Source organism: Marinobacterium sp. xm-g-48, from assembly GCF_013282925.1.
Classification (GTDB): Bacteria; Pseudomonadota; Gammaproteobacteria; order Pseudomonadales; family Balneatricaceae; genus Marinobacterium_E.
Window position 1 is genome coordinate 569,345 of the sequence record NZ_WBYQ01000001.1, and the last position, 17,144, is coordinate 586,488.

19 protein-coding genes and 6 tRNA genes are annotated in these 17,144 nt (G+C 48.2%); 18 read left to right on the plus strand and 7 right to left on the minus strand.

Annotated elements, in window-relative coordinates; genetic code table 11:
- Positions 1–56 precede the first annotated feature (56 nt).
- From XMG48_RS02925 to XMG48_RS02940, 4 genes are all read left to right on the plus strand, one after another.
- Positions 57–2,252 carry a YgiQ family radical SAM protein gene (locus tag XMG48_RS02925; protein ID WP_173480554.1) on the plus strand — a complete coding sequence of 732 codons (2,196 nt, stop codon included), beginning with the start codon at positions 57–59 and terminating at the stop codon, positions 2,250–2,252.
- Between the two features lie 378 nt (positions 2,253–2,630).
- Positions 2,631–2,843 carry a cold-shock protein gene (locus tag XMG48_RS02930; RefSeq protein WP_173480555.1) on the plus strand — a complete coding sequence of 71 codons (213 nt, stop codon included), beginning with the start codon at positions 2,631–2,633 and terminating at the stop codon, positions 2,841–2,843.
- Between the two features lie 109 nt (positions 2,844–2,952).
- Complete coding sequence (locus XMG48_RS02935; RefSeq protein WP_173480556.1) at positions 2,953–3,504, plus strand: elongation factor P hydroxylase; 552 nt, start codon at positions 2,953–2,955, stop codon at positions 3,502–3,504.
- Positions 3,492–4,001 (plus strand): hypothetical protein, encoded by a 510-nt coding sequence (locus tag XMG48_RS02940; RefSeq protein ID WP_173480557.1) that lies wholly within the window; start codon positions 3,492–3,494, stop codon positions 3,999–4,001. The genes XMG48_RS02935 and XMG48_RS02940 overlap by 13 nt, the downstream gene beginning before the upstream one ends.
- Before the next feature lie 4 nt (positions 4,002–4,005).
- On the opposite strand, the gene XMG48_RS02945 is transcribed toward XMG48_RS02940, so the two are convergent.
- From XMG48_RS02945 to XMG48_RS02955, 3 genes are read right to left on the minus strand one after another with little or no spacing between them, the layout of a single operon-like run.
- Positions 4,006–4,458, minus strand: a complete 453-nt coding sequence (locus XMG48_RS02945) for a copper chaperone PCu(A)C (RefSeq protein ID WP_173480558.1) — start codon at positions 4,456–4,458, stop codon at positions 4,006–4,008.
- Positions 4,459–4,467: 9 nt separating this feature from the next.
- Complete coding sequence (locus XMG48_RS02950) at positions 4,468–5,052, minus strand: SCO family protein (RefSeq protein WP_173480559.1); 585 nt, start codon at positions 5,050–5,052, stop codon at positions 4,468–4,470.
- Complete coding sequence (locus tag XMG48_RS02955; protein ID WP_173480560.1) at positions 5,049–5,486, minus strand: hypothetical protein; 438 nt, start codon at positions 5,484–5,486, stop codon at positions 5,049–5,051. Before XMG48_RS02955 ends, XMG48_RS02950 begins: the two co-directional genes overlap by 4 nt.
- A gap of 162 nt (positions 5,487–5,648) precedes the next feature.
- On the opposite strand from XMG48_RS02955, the gene XMG48_RS02960 reads away from it, so the two are divergent.
- Both XMG48_RS02960 and XMG48_RS02965 read left to right on the plus strand, forming a co-directional pair.
- The gene (locus XMG48_RS02960; RefSeq protein WP_173480561.1) at positions 5,649–6,806 is read left to right on the plus strand and encodes a 4-phosphoerythronate dehydrogenase; all 1,158 of its coding nucleotides are present in this window, start codon (positions 5,649–5,651) and stop codon (positions 6,804–6,806) included.
- Entirely contained in the window at positions 6,803–7,915 is a 1,113-nt protein-coding gene (locus tag XMG48_RS02965) for an ATP-NAD kinase family protein (protein WP_173480562.1), read from the plus strand. Before XMG48_RS02960 ends, XMG48_RS02965 begins: the two co-directional genes overlap by 4 nt.
- On the opposite strand, the gene htpX is transcribed toward XMG48_RS02965, so the two are convergent.
- From htpX to XMG48_RS02980, 3 genes are all read right to left on the minus strand, one after another.
- Complete coding sequence (htpX, locus tag XMG48_RS02970; RefSeq protein WP_173480563.1) at positions 7,912–8,799, minus strand: protease HtpX; 888 nt, start codon at positions 8,797–8,799, stop codon at positions 7,912–7,914. The genes XMG48_RS02965 and htpX overlap by 4 nt on opposite strands.
- An 80-nt stretch (positions 8,800–8,879) precedes the next feature.
- Entirely contained in the window at positions 8,880–9,248 is a 369-nt protein-coding gene (locus XMG48_RS02975) for a hypothetical protein (RefSeq protein WP_173480564.1), read from the minus strand.
- A gap of 80 nt (positions 9,249–9,328) precedes the next feature.
- On the minus strand, positions 9,329–10,543 hold the full coding sequence (locus XMG48_RS02980) for a pyridoxal phosphate-dependent aminotransferase (protein ID WP_173480565.1): 1,215 nt from the start codon (positions 10,541–10,543) through the stop codon (positions 9,329–9,331).
- 163 nt (positions 10,544–10,706) lie between these two features.
- On the opposite strand from XMG48_RS02980, the gene msrB reads away from it, so the two are divergent.
- Together msrB and XMG48_RS02990 are read left to right on the plus strand one after the other, a co-directional pair.
- Positions 10,707–11,105: a peptide-methionine (R)-S-oxide reductase MsrB gene (msrB, locus tag XMG48_RS02985; RefSeq protein ID WP_173480566.1), complete on the plus strand. Its 399-nt coding sequence runs from the start codon at positions 10,707–10,709 to the stop codon at positions 11,103–11,105.
- On the plus strand, positions 11,105–11,776 hold the full coding sequence (locus XMG48_RS02990) for a DNA-3-methyladenine glycosylase I (RefSeq protein WP_173480567.1): 672 nt from the start codon (positions 11,105–11,107) through the stop codon (positions 11,774–11,776). Before msrB ends, XMG48_RS02990 begins: the two co-directional genes overlap by 1 nt.
- Positions 11,777–11,797: 21 nt before the next feature.
- Here XMG48_RS02990 and XMG48_RS02995 read toward each other — a convergent pair whose 3' ends face one another.
- Positions 11,798–12,355, minus strand: a complete 558-nt coding sequence (locus XMG48_RS02995) for a SecY-interacting protein Syd (RefSeq protein ID WP_173480568.1) — start codon at positions 12,353–12,355, stop codon at positions 11,798–11,800.
- Between the two features lie 169 nt (positions 12,356–12,524).
- Between XMG48_RS02995 and XMG48_RS03000 the strand changes: the two genes are divergently transcribed.
- From XMG48_RS03000 to XMG48_RS03045, 10 genes are all read left to right on the plus strand, one after another.
- A tRNA-Asp gene (locus tag XMG48_RS03000) sits at positions 12,525–12,601 on the plus strand.
- A gap of 117 nt (positions 12,602–12,718) precedes the next feature.
- Positions 12,719–12,794, plus strand: a tRNA-Val gene (locus tag XMG48_RS03005).
- Positions 12,795–12,798: 4 nt separating this feature from the next.
- Positions 12,799–12,875, plus strand: a tRNA-Asp gene (locus tag XMG48_RS03010).
- 51 nt (positions 12,876–12,926) lie between these two features.
- Positions 12,927–13,002, plus strand: a tRNA-Val gene (locus XMG48_RS03015).
- 4 nt (positions 13,003–13,006) lie between these two features.
- A tRNA-Asp gene (locus XMG48_RS03020) sits at positions 13,007–13,083 on the plus strand.
- Between the two features lie 198 nt (positions 13,084–13,281).
- Positions 13,282–13,357 (plus strand) — tRNA-Val (locus XMG48_RS03025).
- A 16-nt stretch (positions 13,358–13,373) separates the two neighbouring features.
- Positions 13,374–14,288: a 1-aminocyclopropane-1-carboxylate deaminase/D-cysteine desulfhydrase gene (locus tag XMG48_RS03030; RefSeq protein ID WP_173480569.1), complete on the plus strand. Its 915-nt coding sequence runs from the start codon at positions 13,374–13,376 to the stop codon at positions 14,286–14,288.
- 96 nt (positions 14,289–14,384) lie between these two features.
- Entirely contained in the window at positions 14,385–15,269 is an 885-nt protein-coding gene (locus XMG48_RS03035; RefSeq protein ID WP_173480570.1) for an NAD(+) kinase, read from the plus strand.
- 2 nt (positions 15,270–15,271) lie between these two features.
- Entirely contained in the window at positions 15,272–16,234 is a 963-nt protein-coding gene (locus XMG48_RS03040; protein ID WP_173480571.1) for a metallophosphoesterase, read from the plus strand.
- The gene (locus tag XMG48_RS03045; protein ID WP_173480572.1) at positions 16,234–17,094 is read left to right on the plus strand and encodes a rhomboid family intramembrane serine protease; all 861 of its coding nucleotides are present in this window, start codon (positions 16,234–16,236) and stop codon (positions 17,092–17,094) included. The genes XMG48_RS03040 and XMG48_RS03045 overlap by 1 nt, the downstream gene beginning before the upstream one ends.
- Positions 17,095–17,144: the final 50 nt, after the last annotated feature.

Genomic DNA, 17,144 nt, shown 5'->3' on the forward strand with positions numbered 1-17,144 from the left:
CTTCTAACTGCTCTCACGTATAATTTCACCATACTCATTAGATCTCTGGATTGATCATGCAAGCCACTCCAACAATCACCTCGATTGCTCAGCGTAACGATGCTCCGCACGCACCGTTTTTGCCGCTGTCTAAAGCTGAGATGAAGAAGTTGGGTTGGGACCAGTGTGACATCATTATCGTGACCGGTGATGCCTATGTTGATCATCCATCGTTTGGTATGGCCATCATTGGCCGTCTGCTGGAGTCGCAGGGTTTCAAGGTAGGTATTATTGCTCAGCCAGATTGGCAGAGTGCTGAGGCCTTTAAAGTATTGGGTAAGCCTCGCTTATTCTTTGGTGTTGCGGCGGGTAACATGGATTCTATGATCAACCGTTATACGGCCGATCGTAAAATTCGTTCTGATGATGCCTATACGCCGGGTGGTAAAGCCGGTAGCCGACCTGATCGTGCCAGCATTGTCTACAGCCAGCGCTGTCGAGAAGCTTATAAAGAGGTTCCCATTGTATTGGGAGGTATCGAAGCGTCACTGCGTCGTATTGCTCATTATGACTACTGGCAAGACAAAGTTCGTCGCTCAATACTGCTCGACTCCAGGGCGGATATATTGCTCTACGGTAATGCTGAACGTGCCATTGTTGAAGTGGCTCAGCGAATGTCAGCCGGCGAATCGGTTGGCGACTTGACCGATGTCCGAGGCACCGCTTTTATTCGCACGGATACGCCCGAGGGCTGGATGGAGATAGACTCCACTCGTATCGATAGACCGGGCAAAATTGATCGAATGATCAACCCCTATGTTAACACCCGAGACCTTGAACAGTGTGCGTTGGAAAAGGGTTCCAAAGAGGAGCCTGAGGCTGATGAAGTTCAGGTTCTGCATATTGAACCTAAGGTGCACCTTGATCGCAGTAAAACAGTCATTCGCATTCCCCCATTTGAAAAAGTCTCTAAAGATCCTGTTCTCTACGCTCATGCGAGCAGAGTACTCCACTTAGAGACAAATCCCGGTAATGCTCGCGCGTTAGTCCAACAGCATGGTGATCAAGAGGTGTGGTTGAATCCACCTCCGATTCCATTGACCACTGAAGAGATGGATTTCGTTTTCGGGCTTAACTACGCACGTGTTCCACACCCGATCTATAAAGGGCAAGAGATCCCTGCCTACAAGATGATTCGGTTTTCGGTGAACATCATGCGCGGCTGTTTTGGCGGTTGTACTTTCTGCTCCATTACAGAACACGAAGGGCGCATTATTCAGAATCGCTCTCACGAATCGATTTTAAATGAGATTGAAGAGATCAGAGATAAAGTCCCAGGCTTTACAGGGGTTATCTCAGATTTAGGCGGGCCAACGGCCAATATGTATCGAATTGCCTGTAAGTCACCGGAGATCGAAAAGTCCTGTCGTAAGCTCTCTTGTGTCTACCCGGAGATATGCCACAACTTAAATACTGATCACTCCTCATTGACGGAGCTTTATCGCAAAGCACGCAAAACAAAAGGGGTGAAGAAGGTGATGATTGCGTCAGGTCTTCGCTACGATTTGGCTGTGGAAGACCCTGAATACGTGAAAGAGCTGGTGACCCATCATGTTGGTGGTTATCTAAAGATCGCGCCTGAACATACTGAACGAGGTCCGCTCGATCATATGATGAAGCCGGGCATTGGTACTTACGATGCGTTTAAGAAGATGTTTGAACGCTTCTCTAAAGAGGCAGGGAAGGATCAGTATCTGATTCCTTACTTCATCGCTGCGCACCCCGGTACCACTGACGAAGATATGATGAATCTCGCTGTCTGGTTAAAGCGCAATGACTTTAAAGCGGATCAGGTGCAGGCGTTTTACCCTTCACCGATGGCGACCGCTACCGCCATGTACCATACCGGTCGTAACCCTCTGAAACGTCAAAGCTACAAAAAGTCTTCAGAGCGGGTTGAGACGGTCAAAGGTGAAAAACAGCGTCGTTTACACAAAGCATTCCTACGCTACCACGACCCTGAAAATTGGCCGCTGTTACGTGAGGCTCTGAAGTCGATGGGACGTGCTGACTTGATAGGCGATGGCCCTAATCATTTGATTCCTTCAAACAATTCAGAGGGTGATCAATATAAGAGTCCGCGCCGTAAGAACGTTAATAAGCAAAGTAAGAGTGTTAAAAAAGGTAGATTATTGACTCAGCATACAGGCTTGCCACCTCGTGGTAAGGCTAAAAAAGGGTCATCTAGCGTTAAAAAGCGGCAAAAAGCGTAACATTGATAAAAAATAGTTGTATTCGGCACTAACTGGATTAAACTTAACTCAGTTGTTTACGTTGTGGCGTTTGAAACGTCCAGAGAAACAAGTTGCACTAGAGCTTAACCCTAGGGTTGGCTGGAACACCGAAAGTAAAACTTCGCATCTGATCTTCTGCTCCTTTTCCACTCTGAACTAAGCACTAATTTTGTTAGTTTTGAGTGTTGTGTCATCGTTTTGTCACTTCATCCTGCTAATAAATAACTGGGTTACAAGATAGGCTTGTAATTTAGTTCGCGGCACAGGTCGCACTCAGGCCAAGTCATTGACTTGGTAGATAACTCCCCTCGGGGATGCACTAAAGTTCCTAAATGGGACAGGATTAAGAGGCAAGAAATGTCAGAGCAGCTAACTGGTACAGTTAAATGGTTTAACGACGAGAAAGGTTTTGGTTTCATTCAGCAGGAGAACGGTCCAGACGTATTCGTTCACTTCCGTGCTATCAACGGTACTGGTCGTCGTACACTAGCTGAAAACCAGCAGGTAACTTTCGAGGTTACTCAGGGCCAGAAAGGTCCTCAAGCTGACAACGTAACTGTTGTAGCATAAGAGTAAGATTCTTAGAAAAAAGCGCCATATGGCGCTTTTTTTGTGCCTGTCAGATTAATTACAGACTTTAACCCGACTATAATCTAACGGTCTTTTTCTGGAGCCTGATATGGATCTCGATCCTCAAGTCGATCAACTGATTGAGTGTTTTAATACTCTCTTTTTGGAATCCCTTAATACCGAACTGGTTCGCGGTGATGGGGAGCCTATCTACTTGCCTGCCGATTCCGATTATCCTCATCATCGAATTATCTTTGCACATGGCTTCTTTGCAAGCGCATTGCACGAGATTGCTCACTGGTGTGTGGCGGGTCCAAAAAGACGACTGCTTGAAGATTTCGGTTACTGGTACAAGCCAGATGGCCGTACAGAAGAAGAGCAAGCCGAGTTTGAGCGAGTGGAGGTATCCCCTCAAGCTTATGAGTGGATTCTAACGGTATCGGCGGGTCGAAAATTTCATTTCAGTGCCGATAACCTCTCTCAAGGGTTAGGAGCTTCAGATAGCTTTAAAGAGGCTGTTCTTAACAGGGTGCATCAACTGCTCGACAATGGAATGAACCCACGCTTGAAAGCGCTCAGCGAAGCTCTGAGAACACTCTATGCTGTGGAGCCTCTGAGTGTCGATCAGTTCCAATTAGAGAGTTATTCGTGCGCCAGTTAAGCATCACTGCAACCGATTGGCTTTTACAGGCCAAAGGCGATGACTGGTCTCTCTTTGCTAGCGTTACTAATCGCTTTAACTATCTAAGATTGACGCTGCCGACAAAAGAGTATCTTTACGCTGAAGGTGAGCAGGAACTGGGTCAATCAGATCGAGGTGTGTGGGTGCTCGGTGTATTTGATCATGTCGAGCAGTTACAGTACTTTCTTGCGTTGCATAACGATAACCCATTAAAAGTGCCGGCGCTGAAAATTGAGCAGAGTTGGCCAGTGGTGGCATACCAAGAGCAATCTCTAATGGATTATCCACACTACTCAGGGGTCTATCGTGTCGGTTTCAAATCCTATCGGGTGACTCAAGAGATAGACGGATATCGGGTGGAGTATATTGACGGTTATAAAGCGGCACTGCTGGGAGTGTTGGAGTCAGAGGTTGATGCCTGTCTAGCACTCTACAGCCACTTCGACAGTCGTACCCGTGGCTGTAAGATGTGCTGATCGATCAATGCTGCATATCGTGCTTCATCTCTTTTTTCATACCAGGCTTTTGAATCATTTTGACGGGCACTTCTAATGCTTGGCTAGTTCCATCACTGAAATTTAATTTCAGATCGATTGTCTGATCGATGGAGAGTGGCTCCTTTAGTCCGATAAACATCACATGTAGGCCGCCTGGTTTCAAATGAGTGGTGCTGTTTGCTGGCAGATCAATGGCAGGAATTTTTCGCATACGCATCACTTCACCATCTTTGATATGAGTATGCAGCTCGACCACTTTAGAGATAGAGGACTCAGCTGAAACCACTTGAAGATCGGCACCACTGTTTTTGATATCCATGAATGCGCCGGTCATTTTCTGGCCCGGTGGAACAGCACGCACACGCGCATCTGAAATCTCGACCTCGGCCTGGGCAAGGGTGCTGGTTAAAAGTGACGCGATTAACAGTTTTTTCATCTTAGTTTCCTACTGCAAGATGGAACGGATTTTCTCAACAAGTTGGTTGGGATTGTTGTGTGAGACGCTTCCTAGAAACTCACCTTGTTGATCGATTAGATAGATTTTAGAAGAGTGGTCGACGGTGTAGCCCATCGCTGAATCAGGCTGCTCGACCATTCGATAGTAAGCCCCGTACAGTTTAATCGCGCTGTCGATCTGCTGACGGCTGCCGGTCATACCAAGAATGAGAGGCGAGAAAAACTGAGAGTAGACCTGTAGCTGTTCCAGTGAATCCCGATCAGGGTCGACGCTGTAAAAAATGGGTTGAATTTGGTTTAGTTGCTCATCATCGAGTTCATTGAAAGCAAACTTCATACTGGTTAAAGAAGTGGGGCAGATGTCTGGGCAAGATGTGTAGCCAAAATAGAGCAGTACCAACTTGCCTCTGAAGTCACTCAGTGACAGATCGCCATCAATACTTTTACCCTGAAACTCACCACCCAGCTGAATCGGTTGGTAACTGTTATTGGGCTTTAGGTAAACCAAGCTAACAATGACGGCTGCCAATATCAGCATCACAATAACGAGTAGATTTTTATTGCGAGTCTTCATCGTGCGTCAAACCTCAATTCAACAATCTCTTGTTTCGAATCCGTTTCAAAAATCACCTTTGCTAGCCAGGTCATCGTCCCTGTGGTGCAGACGGCTAACTGAGTCCGTCCCTGCCAAAGGTGTTCACTCTTTTCCATTTCAAACTGGTTAACGCCCATGTACATATCGGCGCCTTGCAGATCGACCCAAACTCGATTGATCCCAGGTAGATCAGTTTCAGCCGTCAGAGTCATATTGTTCAGAGATCGAGCTGGCATCGGTCCCAGTGTAAAGCGGTACCGAATATCATCGTTAACGACTTCGCATCTGCCGCTGTTGATATCACAATGTGACACCGGTTTCGGTCCCAAAAAGAGTTGAGAAGCCCAAGTTAAAAGTACTATGGAACTGATCAGGAACAGACTGATAACGATTCGCTTAGGTGGATTAGTCACTTAAATTCCTAACTCTATTGTGCGTATGTTTTCATGCTCGAGCCTAACAGTGAACCAACTTTACGTTTATTTACACGGCTTTTTACACCGGATCAGTGGTATCAGTTCAGATCGCACTTTTATCGATAGGCCGTATAATACAGCTCTTCAAAAGGGGTGTTCATGATAAAGCTCAAAAAAGTCATTGTTGCAGATGAGAATATGCCGGCCGTTGAGACATTGTTCTCCTCCTTCGGTGAAGTTCGCCGTGTGGCGGGTCGCTCAATAGAACCCAGTCAGTTGGCTGAAGCTGATACGCTTCTCGTACGTTCTATTACCCAAGTTAATGCACAGTTATTGAGTGAGACTAAACCGTTAGAATTTGTCGGTTCGGCGACCATAGGTATGGATCATCTGGATTCTCACTACTTGACTGAGCGCGCAATTCCCTTTTCTAACGCAGCAGGCTGTAACGCCGATTCAGTTGTGGATTATGCGCTAGCAGCTATTTATGAATATGCCGAACAGAGAGCCTTAGATCCACGGAATCTCTCATACGGGGTGGTCGGTGCTGGTAATGTTGGCTCTCGGTTAGTTAGCCGTTTAACTGCGCTGGGGGTTAATGTCCTTGTATCAGATCCCCCTCGTGCTCTTCGGGACCCAACCTTTATAGATACCCCTCTCGCGCAGTTAATGGCCCAGTCGGATGTTGTCTGTTGTCATCTGCCGTTAACCAACAGCGGTGAGCATGCAACCCATCACTTGATTGGCGAGTCGCTTTTGCAGCAGCTGATTCCAGGAGCACTGCTTTTAAATGCAGGACGGGGGCCCACCATCGATGGTGAAGCGCTCTTAAGCTTTGCCAAGCAGAGAACCGACGTCACCTTGGTGATGGATGTGTGGGAAGAGGAGCCGACAGTCGACCGTGAATTGGCCTGTCGTGTGTTGATCGGTACGCCCCATATAGCGGGTTACAGTTTAGAAGGTAAGTTACGCGGAACTTACATGCTTTATGAGCGTTACTGTGAGATTTTAGGTCTTGAGGTTTCTGCGGCTTTCGACGGCCTTTTGACAGATTACCCGACCCCAAAACTTGAATTAACTCAACAGACAACGATTCAACTGGTGATTCAATCTGTCTACTCCATAAAGGAGGATCATCAGCGTTTTATAGACTCTTTGACCCCTGCGGAAAATCAACCTAAAGCCTTTGATCAATTGAGAAAGAGTTACCCGGTGCGTCGAGAGTTTTCATCGCTGAAGCTGACCGGTCAGACGACAGGCGCGATGAAAGTTCAGCTTGCAGCTTTAGGGTTTAAGGTGGATGAGGTGCAGGTATGAAGTTTCGCTTAGGCGTATTGGTCAACCCTTATGCCGGTATTGGTGGCAGTGTTGCATTGAAAGGGAGTGATGGTGAAGCGATCAGAGATGAGGCTTTAAGCCGAGGTGCTCAGCAGCTTGCTCCGGTCAAAATGCGTCACGCCCTTGAGGCCATAAAGAGTGATCAAATTGAGCTGTTTACCTGGGGCGGTGCCATGGGTGAAGAGTCAATTAAAGAGTTAAAGTTAGAGTGCCTTGTCTTAGGTTCACCGCAGCACTGGCCGACCAGTGCAGAGGATACGTTGATCGCTGCTAGAGCAATGGTTGACGAGGGTGTCGATCTCATTCTGTTTGCGGGTGGTGACGGTACGGCACGCAATATTTATGAAGCCATTGGGCAACAGGTGCCTGTCCTTGGCGTTCCGGCGGGTGTGAAGATTCATTCAGGCGTCTATACCCTGACCCCTTCGCTAGCAGGGTCATTAATTACTGATCTTATCGAAGGGCGTCTGGTTCGCATGGAGCAGGCTGAGGTTCGCGATATTGATGAGTCTGAGTTTAGGCAGGGCCGAGTTCGTGCAAAATATTATGGCGAACTGCTTGTGCCTGCAGAGCATCAGTATGTGCAGTCTGTGAAAGAGGGCGGCAAAGAGGTTGAAGAGCTTGTAGTCGCTGATATCGCGGCCGATTTTGTTGAGCAGATGGATCCCGAACTTCTCTATGTGATGGGATCCGGCACAACCGTCGCGGCGATCATGGATGAGTTGGGACTCGAAAATACGCTGTTGGGTACCGATCTTATTAAAGATGGAGAGGTTGTCGCTAGTGATTGTTCAGCACAGCAGTTACTTGAGCTAGTGGGGGATGCGCCTTTCAAGATTGTCATCACACCGATTGGCGGGCAGGGGCATCTTCTTGGTCGCGGTAATCAACAGTTGAGCCCGCAGCTGATTCAAAAGGTAGGTCTACCGGGTCTCTATGTCGTTGCGACACGCTCTAAAATCGTCGGACTTAATGGGCGCCCGCTTATTATTGACAGTGGTGACCCAGAGCTGGATCGAAAACTAACCGGTGTGGTGGCGGTGCACACCGGTTATCGAGACGCAGTTATCTACCGAGTCGGAATTTAACGGCGGTTTTGCAGAGCCTCAATACGAGCTGCTAGAGGAGGGTGGCTCGCAAACATCTCCATAAAGCCCTGCTTCTTAATGCTGCTGATGCCAAAGGCCGTGAGCTGTCCGGATAGCTCTTGCGCTTGACCCGATTCAGCCTGCAGTCTTTGCAAAGCATTAATCATGCCCTGCTTGCTCGCTAGGTCTGCACCCGCTTCATCTGCCCGGAACTCACGGCGACGCGAGAACCAAGCCACAATCATATGAGCAAATACGGCAAAGACCATCTCAGCGATAAAGGTCGCGATGTAAAAGCCTATACCAACACCGCCTGAGTTATCGCCACGGCGCAAGAAGCTATCAACGGCGTAACCGACGATACGAGCTAAGAACATCACAAAGGTATTGATAATCCCTTGAATCAACGACAGAGTCACCATGTCGCCATTCGCAACGTGACCTACCTCGTGTGCTAGCACCGCTTTCACTTCATCGGCTTTGAATCGCGAAAGCAGACCGCTACTGACCGCAACCAGTGCGTTGTTCTTATTCCAGCCAGTCGCAAAGGCATTCGCTGCATTGGATGGGAATACCCCCACTTCTGGCATGCCAATACCGGCTTTTTGAGCCAGTTCTGCCACCGTTTCAACCAGCCATTTCTCCTCGGCATTGCGAGGTTGCTCAATAATTTGAGTGCCCGTTGTTCTCTTCGCCATCCACTTAGAGATAAACAGAGAGATAAATGAGCCGGCAAAACCAAACACTGCACAAAAGGCTAGTAGAGCGCCAAGGTCTAGGCCGTTCGATGTTAGGTATGGACCAACGCCAAGGATGTTAAGCGTCAAGCTGGCCACCAGAATGATGGCAAGGTTGGTCGCTAAGAAAAGGATTATTCTGAGCATTTAGGTTGCTTCCTCAAACAATTTATCTATTAACACAAATTGTGGCGAAGCAACCTAAATTCAACCTTAAAGGTGAACTCTTAAAGGTTAACGACGCGAGCTTCGATAGCGTTACGCAACTCTTGGTAAGAGTCGATGTTCTCTGGTGCGAAATAGAGTTTGTAGTAGACCTTTTCACGCACGCGGTTGATCCCTTCACGACTATCACCGGTCATCGATGCGTAGGTGTGAGCCATTTGCAAGTGAATGACCAGAGTGCCTGCCGGTTGAGTAAATGAGTGTCCCGCTAGGTCAACGCGCTGGCGCGGTTCATGTTGTGAGTAGAAAGAGATCTCACCAATGTGCGCCATGTTGATTAGAAAGTTTGATGTGATGTCCACAACCAGCTTCTTATCCATGCCGTTGTGGTTCATCTTAATACCGCGATCTTTTTTGATCTTTAAAAACATAACTACTCCTGTTAGTTAGTCGCACTATAGTCGCTAATTGTGACAGTGATACGACATGGCTCCATTCCGTAGAGCTCGGGTTACTGTTTGTAGGTTTTCAGGAAGGTGCCAATTCTAGAGATGGCATCTTCCAAGAGTCTTGGTTCCGGTAAAAATACAATCCTAAAGTGCTGAGTATCCGGAAGGTTGAAACCGCTACCATGCACAATTAGCACCTTTTGCTGCTGAAGTAGATCCAGTGCGAATTTCTCATCGTTGCTGATGGGATGGATCTCGGGATCTAACTTCACAAAACAGTACATTGCCCCTTTGGGTTTAACGCAGCTGACACCGGGGATCTCATTTAGCATCTTGTAGGCGATATCTCGCTGATCGCATAGGCGACCACCAGGAACAATCAGTTCATTGATCGATTGGTATCCGCCAAGTGCAGTTTGAATGGCATTCTGCGCCGGTACGTTTGCACACAGACGCATGTTCGCCAGCATCTCTAAGCCTTCGATGTAGTCGGTTGCCGTGTGCTTAGGACCACTTATAAACATCCAACCTGAACGGAAGCCCGCCGCACGGTAAGTCTTGGATAATCCGTTAAACGTACAGACCAACACATCATCTGTCAGTGATGCGATCGAGGTGTGTTTCGCTTCGTCGTAAAGAATTTTATCGTAGATCTCGTCAGCAAAGATGATCAGATTGTGTTCACGCGCTAATTCGATAATCTCTTTAAGGACCGATTCTGGGTACAGCGCACCAGTTGGGTTGTTGGGGTTGATCACTACTATCCCACGGGTGTGCTCAGAAATTTTGCTGCGAATATCCTCTATATTTGGGAACCACTCGCGCTCCTCGTCACACTGATAGTGAACCGGTGTACCCCCTGCTAGGCTGACGGCTGCGGTCCATAGCGGATAGTCTGGTGCAGGGATTAACATCTCGTCGTTATCGTTGAGAAGCCCCTGCATTGCCATCACGATCAGCTCTGAGACACCGTTCCCAATGTAGATATCTTCAATGGTGACATCTTTGATGCCTTTGCGTTGTGACTCCTGCATGACCGCTTTACGAGCTGCAAACAGCCCTTTTGAATCACAATAACCCTGCGCGCTTGGCAAGTTGTAGATTACGTCTTGAACAATCTCGTCAGGGGCATCGAAGCCCCATGGGGCCGGGTTACCGATATTCAGTTTTAAAATTTTGTGGCCATCCTCTTCCAAGCGTTTTGCTTCTTGAAGGACAGGTCCACGAATGTCGTAACATACATTGTTGAGTTTGTTGGACTTTCTAATCTGAGACATCGGTAGAGCTCTTCTCACGGGGAGATTAATTTAAAGGGGATCGATTTGAGTAGAATACGTCGTACTACCAACGTGTTGATAAGCAAACCGTGTTAGTTGTAACTATACGACTTTGCTCGGTTTGGGTATAGAGTTTACCGAGCTCTTAGAGAGGTTTTTCACAATGCAATATGATGATTTAAAAGACGATGAGTACTGGCGAGATAAATTGTCACCTGAAGAGTTCTACATATGTCGCCAGAAAGGGACAGAGCGCGCTTTCACTGGGGCCTATTTTGATGAGAAGCGATCAGGTCTTTATCGCTGTAAATGCTGTGATGCTGAACTCTTTGATAGCTCTCTGAAATATGATTCTGGATGTGGTTGGCCTAGCTTCTTTGATGAGTTGGGTGAGGGTAGGGTGGATCAGCATCCCGACCATTCACATGGTATGGTGCGTACAGAAATCACCTGCAGTCAGTGTGGATCTCATTTGGGGCATATATTCCCCGATGGTCCACAGCCAACCGGTGTTCGCTACTGTGTTAACTCTGCATCTCTTAACTTTGAACCGGATCACTGATGAAACCTTTTTCACACCTTCTGCAACAGGCTAAGCATTTTTACCCCGATTGGAGCGATGCCGAGCTGCTGGGTCCACGGGCGGCTAATCGGACAGAACTTATGGCAACACCGGACGATCGTATATTGTCGGCGATGACCTGGCGTATCTTCTGTGCAGGGCTCAAGCGCTCGTTAGTGGACGGTAAGTGGCCCGCTTTTGAGAAAGCATTCTTTGGTTTCGATCCTGAAAAGGTCTCGTTGATGAGTGATGATCACCTTGATGCCTTAATGCAGAACAGGGATCTCATTCGCCACTTTGGAAAAATTAAAGCAACTCGTATCAACGCTTTGATGATTCATGAGGTCAGTCAAAAACAGGGTAGCTTTGGTCAGTTTTTGGCTGATTGGCCGGTCGAGGACACCGTCGTTGGCTTATGGGCCTATCTGAAAAAAGAGGGATCACAGTTGGGTGGTAACTCAGGAGCCTATGCACTTCGAATTGTCGGTCGCGACAGTCCAGTCCTGACAGATGATGTAGTGGTCGCGTTAAAGGCGCAGGGCGTTGTTGATAAGCGTCCCTCGGCTAAACGTGATCTACTTCTGGTTCAAGAAGCATTTAACCAGTGGCGTAGCGAATCTGGCGTTGATCTGTGCCAAATCAGTCGTCTTTTGGCTAGGTCGATTGGTTAATCGATCTCCTAATCAGTTGGGTCACTGGTGATGGATACAATTCACCTGGCTGAGAAAGCTCTCTAGATCTTCAGCAATGACACTGAACTTTTTCTGTCCTGGCTTCTCTAGAAGCACACGACCTGTGTCGCTCTCCACCGAAAGTATCTGATCGCCATCCGGTTCAGTAGTAGCAAAGAAGAAGCTGATGTTTTGTCGCAAGCGTCTTTTGTTCAGAGCATGGCCAATGAGGTTCTCTCTTAAGCGCTCCAGATCCTCAGGGTTCCAGACAAAGATGAGACTTAATTCGCCCTCGGTATGGGTTGCTAAGATGGGTTGTGACCAATAACTGGTGTAGTAATCAATGATCGATTGGGGAATCTCTATCTCTAGAGCTTCTGAAAGTCGCTCAAACATGTCCAGAGTCGAGTTATTGATAGGGCTGGGTAACCACTCAGACTCTTGGTCAACCTCATAGCCTGGCAGCAGTGCAGGGCTCAACCAATCCTCTTCAACCAGAAGTGTTGGGTTACCCTGTTGTTTGCATTCGGTTTTGAATTCGTCGAAGAGGCGAGTCAATTGAGCGGTAACGGCGGACATGTCATTTCTCTCTAATTTATCCAGCGCGTAGGTTAACAAATAATCAACCTTCAGTTTGGTTTAAAAAAATCGCTATTTTTTAGAAAAATATCGGATAAAGGTTTGACTCTGATCGAAAAGCCATTAAAATTCGCACCCTGTTCTTGAGCAGCAATGCTCAGTTACTGCTGGAGCGGTAGTTCAGTTGGTTAGAATACCTGCCTGTCACGCAGGGGGTCGCGGGTTCGAGTCCCGTCCGTTCCGCCATTTATGAGATTGCAGTCCTCTAATTCTGCACTTCTTGTAGGAGCGATCTTGCAAAGGTCGCGATTTTCGCATCGTCTTCGACAATGCTCCTACAGATACGGCGTAAGCCACCGTTATGGGCGAATAGCTCAGTTGGGAGAGCATCTGCCTTACAAGCAGAGGGTCGGGGGTTCGAACCCCTCTTCGCCCACCATAACGGAGCGGTAGTTCAGTTGGTTAGAATACCTGCCTGTCACGCAGGGGGTCGCGGGTTCGAGTCCCGTCCGTTCCGCCATCTTTCATGAATTGGTTTGAAAGATTACGTCGCAAGACAAACCACCGTTATGGGCGAATAGCTCAGTTGGGAGAGCATCTGCCTTACAAGCAGAGGGTCGGGGGTTCGAACCCCTCTTCGCCCACCATAACGGAGCGGTAGTTCAGTTGGTTAGAATACCTGCCTGTCACGCAGGGGGTCGCGGGTTCGAGTCCCGTCCGTTCCGCCATTTTGAGATTGACAAGTTAGAATACCTGCCTGTCAGCTCATGTGGGATGTTCAGGGTCGCTAAGTCCCGTCCGTTCCGCCATTTACGAGTTCGCAGTTCTCTGATTCTGCAGCTTTTGTTGGAGCGATCTTGAAAAGGTCGCGATTCATCGCATCGTCGATGACAATGCTCCAACGAATTAGCACACGCCTACGATATGGGCGAATAGCTCAGTTGGGAGAGCATCTGCCTTACAAGCAGAGGGTCGGGGGTTCGAACCCCTCTTCGCCCACCATATCGAGTTCTGATTCATGCAGACACCTTCAATCTCTATCGAAACTATAAATCTACCTAACGGCTTTAGTTTTGATTTATTGCGTCTAGATCAAACTGATCGTCTGATTTCGGGCAATAAGTGGTTCAAACTGCTCCCTAATCTCTCTAAACTCAACCTTGGTGATCTAGTGGCCAGCTTTGGAGGTCCTCACTCCAACCATATTCACGCACTGGCCTACGCGGCACAGAATCTAGGGCTTAAGTCGGTTGGTTTTATTCGCGGTGAACCTCAATCCACACCAACACTTGAGGATGCTAAAGCCTGCGGCATGCAGTTGATATTCATCGATCGTGACACCTATCGTGAAAAGCCTACTCAGTCGCTGGCGGATCAATATCAGTTAATCAATCCCTACTGGATACCGGAAGGGGGAAGTAATCATAGCGCCGTCGAAGGCTGTGCCTCTATCTGGCATCAAGCCTGTTTGCAGAATCGCGTCTACGATCAGGTCTATGTGGCGGTGGGATCTGGGGGAACTTTGGCGGGTTTAGTCGCTGGAGCGCCTGATGGAGTCGAGCTGATTGGGTTGTCTGCTCTAGGAAGCCTCGCCGACCTAAATGAACGTGTCAGTGAGCTGCTGACACAAGCAGGTCATCTTCAAACGGAGCAATCCGTGCAGTGGTCTATTGAGGTGGCTCTGCAGCAACGCTATGGCAAGGTGACTGCTGAACTAGCGGCCACGCAGGTTCGAGCTCAGATTCTAGGTCTACTGCTAGACCCAATCTATACCTTGCGAGTATTCCACTATCTGAATCGTCAGTATCTCAAGCATCGTTTAACAGGGAAGCGTCTACTGATGGTTCATACCGGAGGTTTGCAAGGTCTTAGGGCTCAGCAAGAACGTATCAACCGTCTGGCAAATGAGTTTGTCGGCCCTCTCCCTTTTTAACGGCTTTTAACACCTAGGTCGGCTAACGTTCTCCCTCTACAAGCTTTATACTGCTGTCTAATCATTCATTGATATCCGCAGGGAAACGCACAGGGTATGTATCAATTTCGCAATATTGGTCTTATAGGCCGCTTAGGAAGTAAAAAAGTCATCGATACCATGAAGCAGCTCATTCGCTTTCTTGAGCAGCGTCATTTGAACATTGTCATTGACGATAAGATTTCAGAGCTAATGCCTGGCCATGGTCTGCAGGTCTCGCCGCAAAAGCTGATGGGCGAAGTGGCTGATCTTGTGATCGTAGTGGGTGGTGACGGAAGTCTGCTTGGGGCTGCACGCTCATTGGCGTCGTCAAATGTGCCTGTGTTGGGTGTTAACCGCGGTAATCTTGGCTTCCTAACGGATATTAAACCTGAAGAGATCGAAGAGATGGTCGATCAGGTTCTAGAAGGCCACTACGTAGTTGATAAGCGTTTCTTGCTGGATGTCACCGTGAAGCGCAATGGCGAACCCATCGCCGAGACAACGGCCCTTAACGACTGTGTGTTGCACCCAGGTAAAGCGACTCGAATGATTGAGTTTGAACTCTGGATTGAAGGTCAGTATGTCTACACCCAGCGTTCAGATGGTTTGATCGTCGCAACACCAACAGGATCTACCGCCTACTCACTGTCAGCCGGTGGTCCTCTGATGCACCCTAAACTGGACGCGTTGGTCTTAGTTCCAATGTTCCCGCATACACTATCAAGCCGCCCAATTGTGGTAGACGGTAACTCTGAGCTGAAACTGGTGATCAGTGAAAATAATGAAACATACCCGTCCGTAGCCTGTGATGGCCAAAGTAACATCGCTTTGGCGCCTGGTGATACCGTGACGATCAGTAAGAAGCCACAAAAGCTGCGCCTGCTCCACCCAGAAAACTACGATTTTTACAGCACCTGCCGGACCAAGCTCGGTTGGAGCTCAAAGCTCTGGGATAAGTAGTTTTGCAGAGACAGGGTATAGATTTAATTGGCGATATCCACGGCTGCGGCGAGAGTTTAAAGCTTCTGCTCAACCGCATGGGATACAGGGAAATTGATGGTGCATACCGTCACCCTAACCGCCGCGTTATTTTCCTCGGTGATGTAATCGATCGTGGTCCACGCATTGTTGAGACCTATGAGATCGTTCGGGCCATGGTGGAAAAGTCGGGCGCCGAAATTGTCATGGGTAACCACGAATACAACTACTATTGTTATAAAACGCCTAAGGGTGTTGGTAGTGGTGACTTTCTTCGTGAGCACACGCCCAGACACCAACGCATTGTTCAAGAGACTTTAGATCAATTTGCTCATCGTCAATCGGATGAACAAGAGCTGTTGGATTGGATTGAGTCGATTCCACTGTTCATCGAGCATGATGATCTGCGAGTGGTGCATGCCTGTTGGCACTCAACCTTGATCAACCGTTTAAAAGAGCGAGTAGGTTCTGCTCCAGTCGTGGATAAGCAATTTCTTTTGAACTCTGTCAAACCGCACAGTTTTGAGTTCTTGGTCATGGATCGATTGACCCGTGGCACCCATTTGCGACTGCCCAACAATGAAGTGATGATCAGCAAAGATGGATTTAGACGCCACTTCTTCAGAACTCGTTTCTGGGCGCAAGAGCCTAAACGAATGGGGGATGTGGTGTTTCAACCTGATCCTTTGCCGGAGCATATAGCTCGTACCGAGCTAACACCCGCTGATTACGTGGATCTGCAGTTCTATTCGCGCGATGAGCGGCCACTGTTTATCGGCCACTACTGGTGTGAAGGTGAACCTAAACCGGTTGCCGATAACATCGCCTGCCTAGATTACAGTGCGGTTAAATACGGTAAGTTGGTGGCCTACCGATTCGATGGTGAAAAGACGCTCGATAGCAGCAAGTTCATCTGGGTCGATGTCGATGCGGAGTTCCCGCGCTAGTGGTTCCTGTGGTTAAAACCGATCTAACGGTCGATCTAACAGAGTTCACCCAATTTTTATGGGCTAACGCCATTCCTCATCGGGTGGTGGAAGAGGGTGACAGCCAAACACTCTTTGTTGCGGCCCACATTAACCGCGAAAAAGTCCTCGAACTCTTTCAATATTGGCGAGAGGGTGGGGATCTCGCTAGCATCAATGTGCAAGTTCACAACCCTAAAAGCCGATCCCCCTTTAAAATTTCAGAGCTAAAACAACTGCCTGCGACGGCTTTACTGATTTTCCTATCGGCCATCATCACGCTGCTCATCGATTTCGGTGGCAATGCCAGCTGGATGGTGAGATTCAGTTTTGCCGACTTTACACTCAGCTCCAGCCAGATTGAGTATCACACACTGAGTACTATGCTCTCATCGGGAGAGTTGTGGCGGATTTGGACTCCGATGTTTATGCACTTCTCTCTGCTACATATCTTGTTTAACCTGCTTTGGGTCTGGATGATCGGTGGTTCGATAGAGCGCCTTCAGGGGACGACCCACTTCTTGCTGCTGGTGCTTTTCTCGGCAGCTCTCTCTAATCTGGCTCAGTTTTGGGTGACGGGCCCGCTCTTTGGTGGCCTCTCTGGTGTCGTCTTTGCTGTGTTGGGTTACACCTGGTTATGGGATCAATTGAGCAGTAGGCCATTGTTTAGGCTCCCTAAAGCGCTGTTTGGGTTCATGATTTTTTGGTTGGCTCTGGGATATACCGGAGCGCTGGAATTCATAGGTTTAGGGGCTATTGCTAATACCGCTCATTTGGCCGGTCTGCTGTCGGGTTTGGCCTTCGCACTGATTAGCCGAGTTTGGCTGCCCAAATCCTCTTAAAAGCCAGTATCAAAAGCCCTCTCAAACGATCCTCTCTATGGTATTCTGAA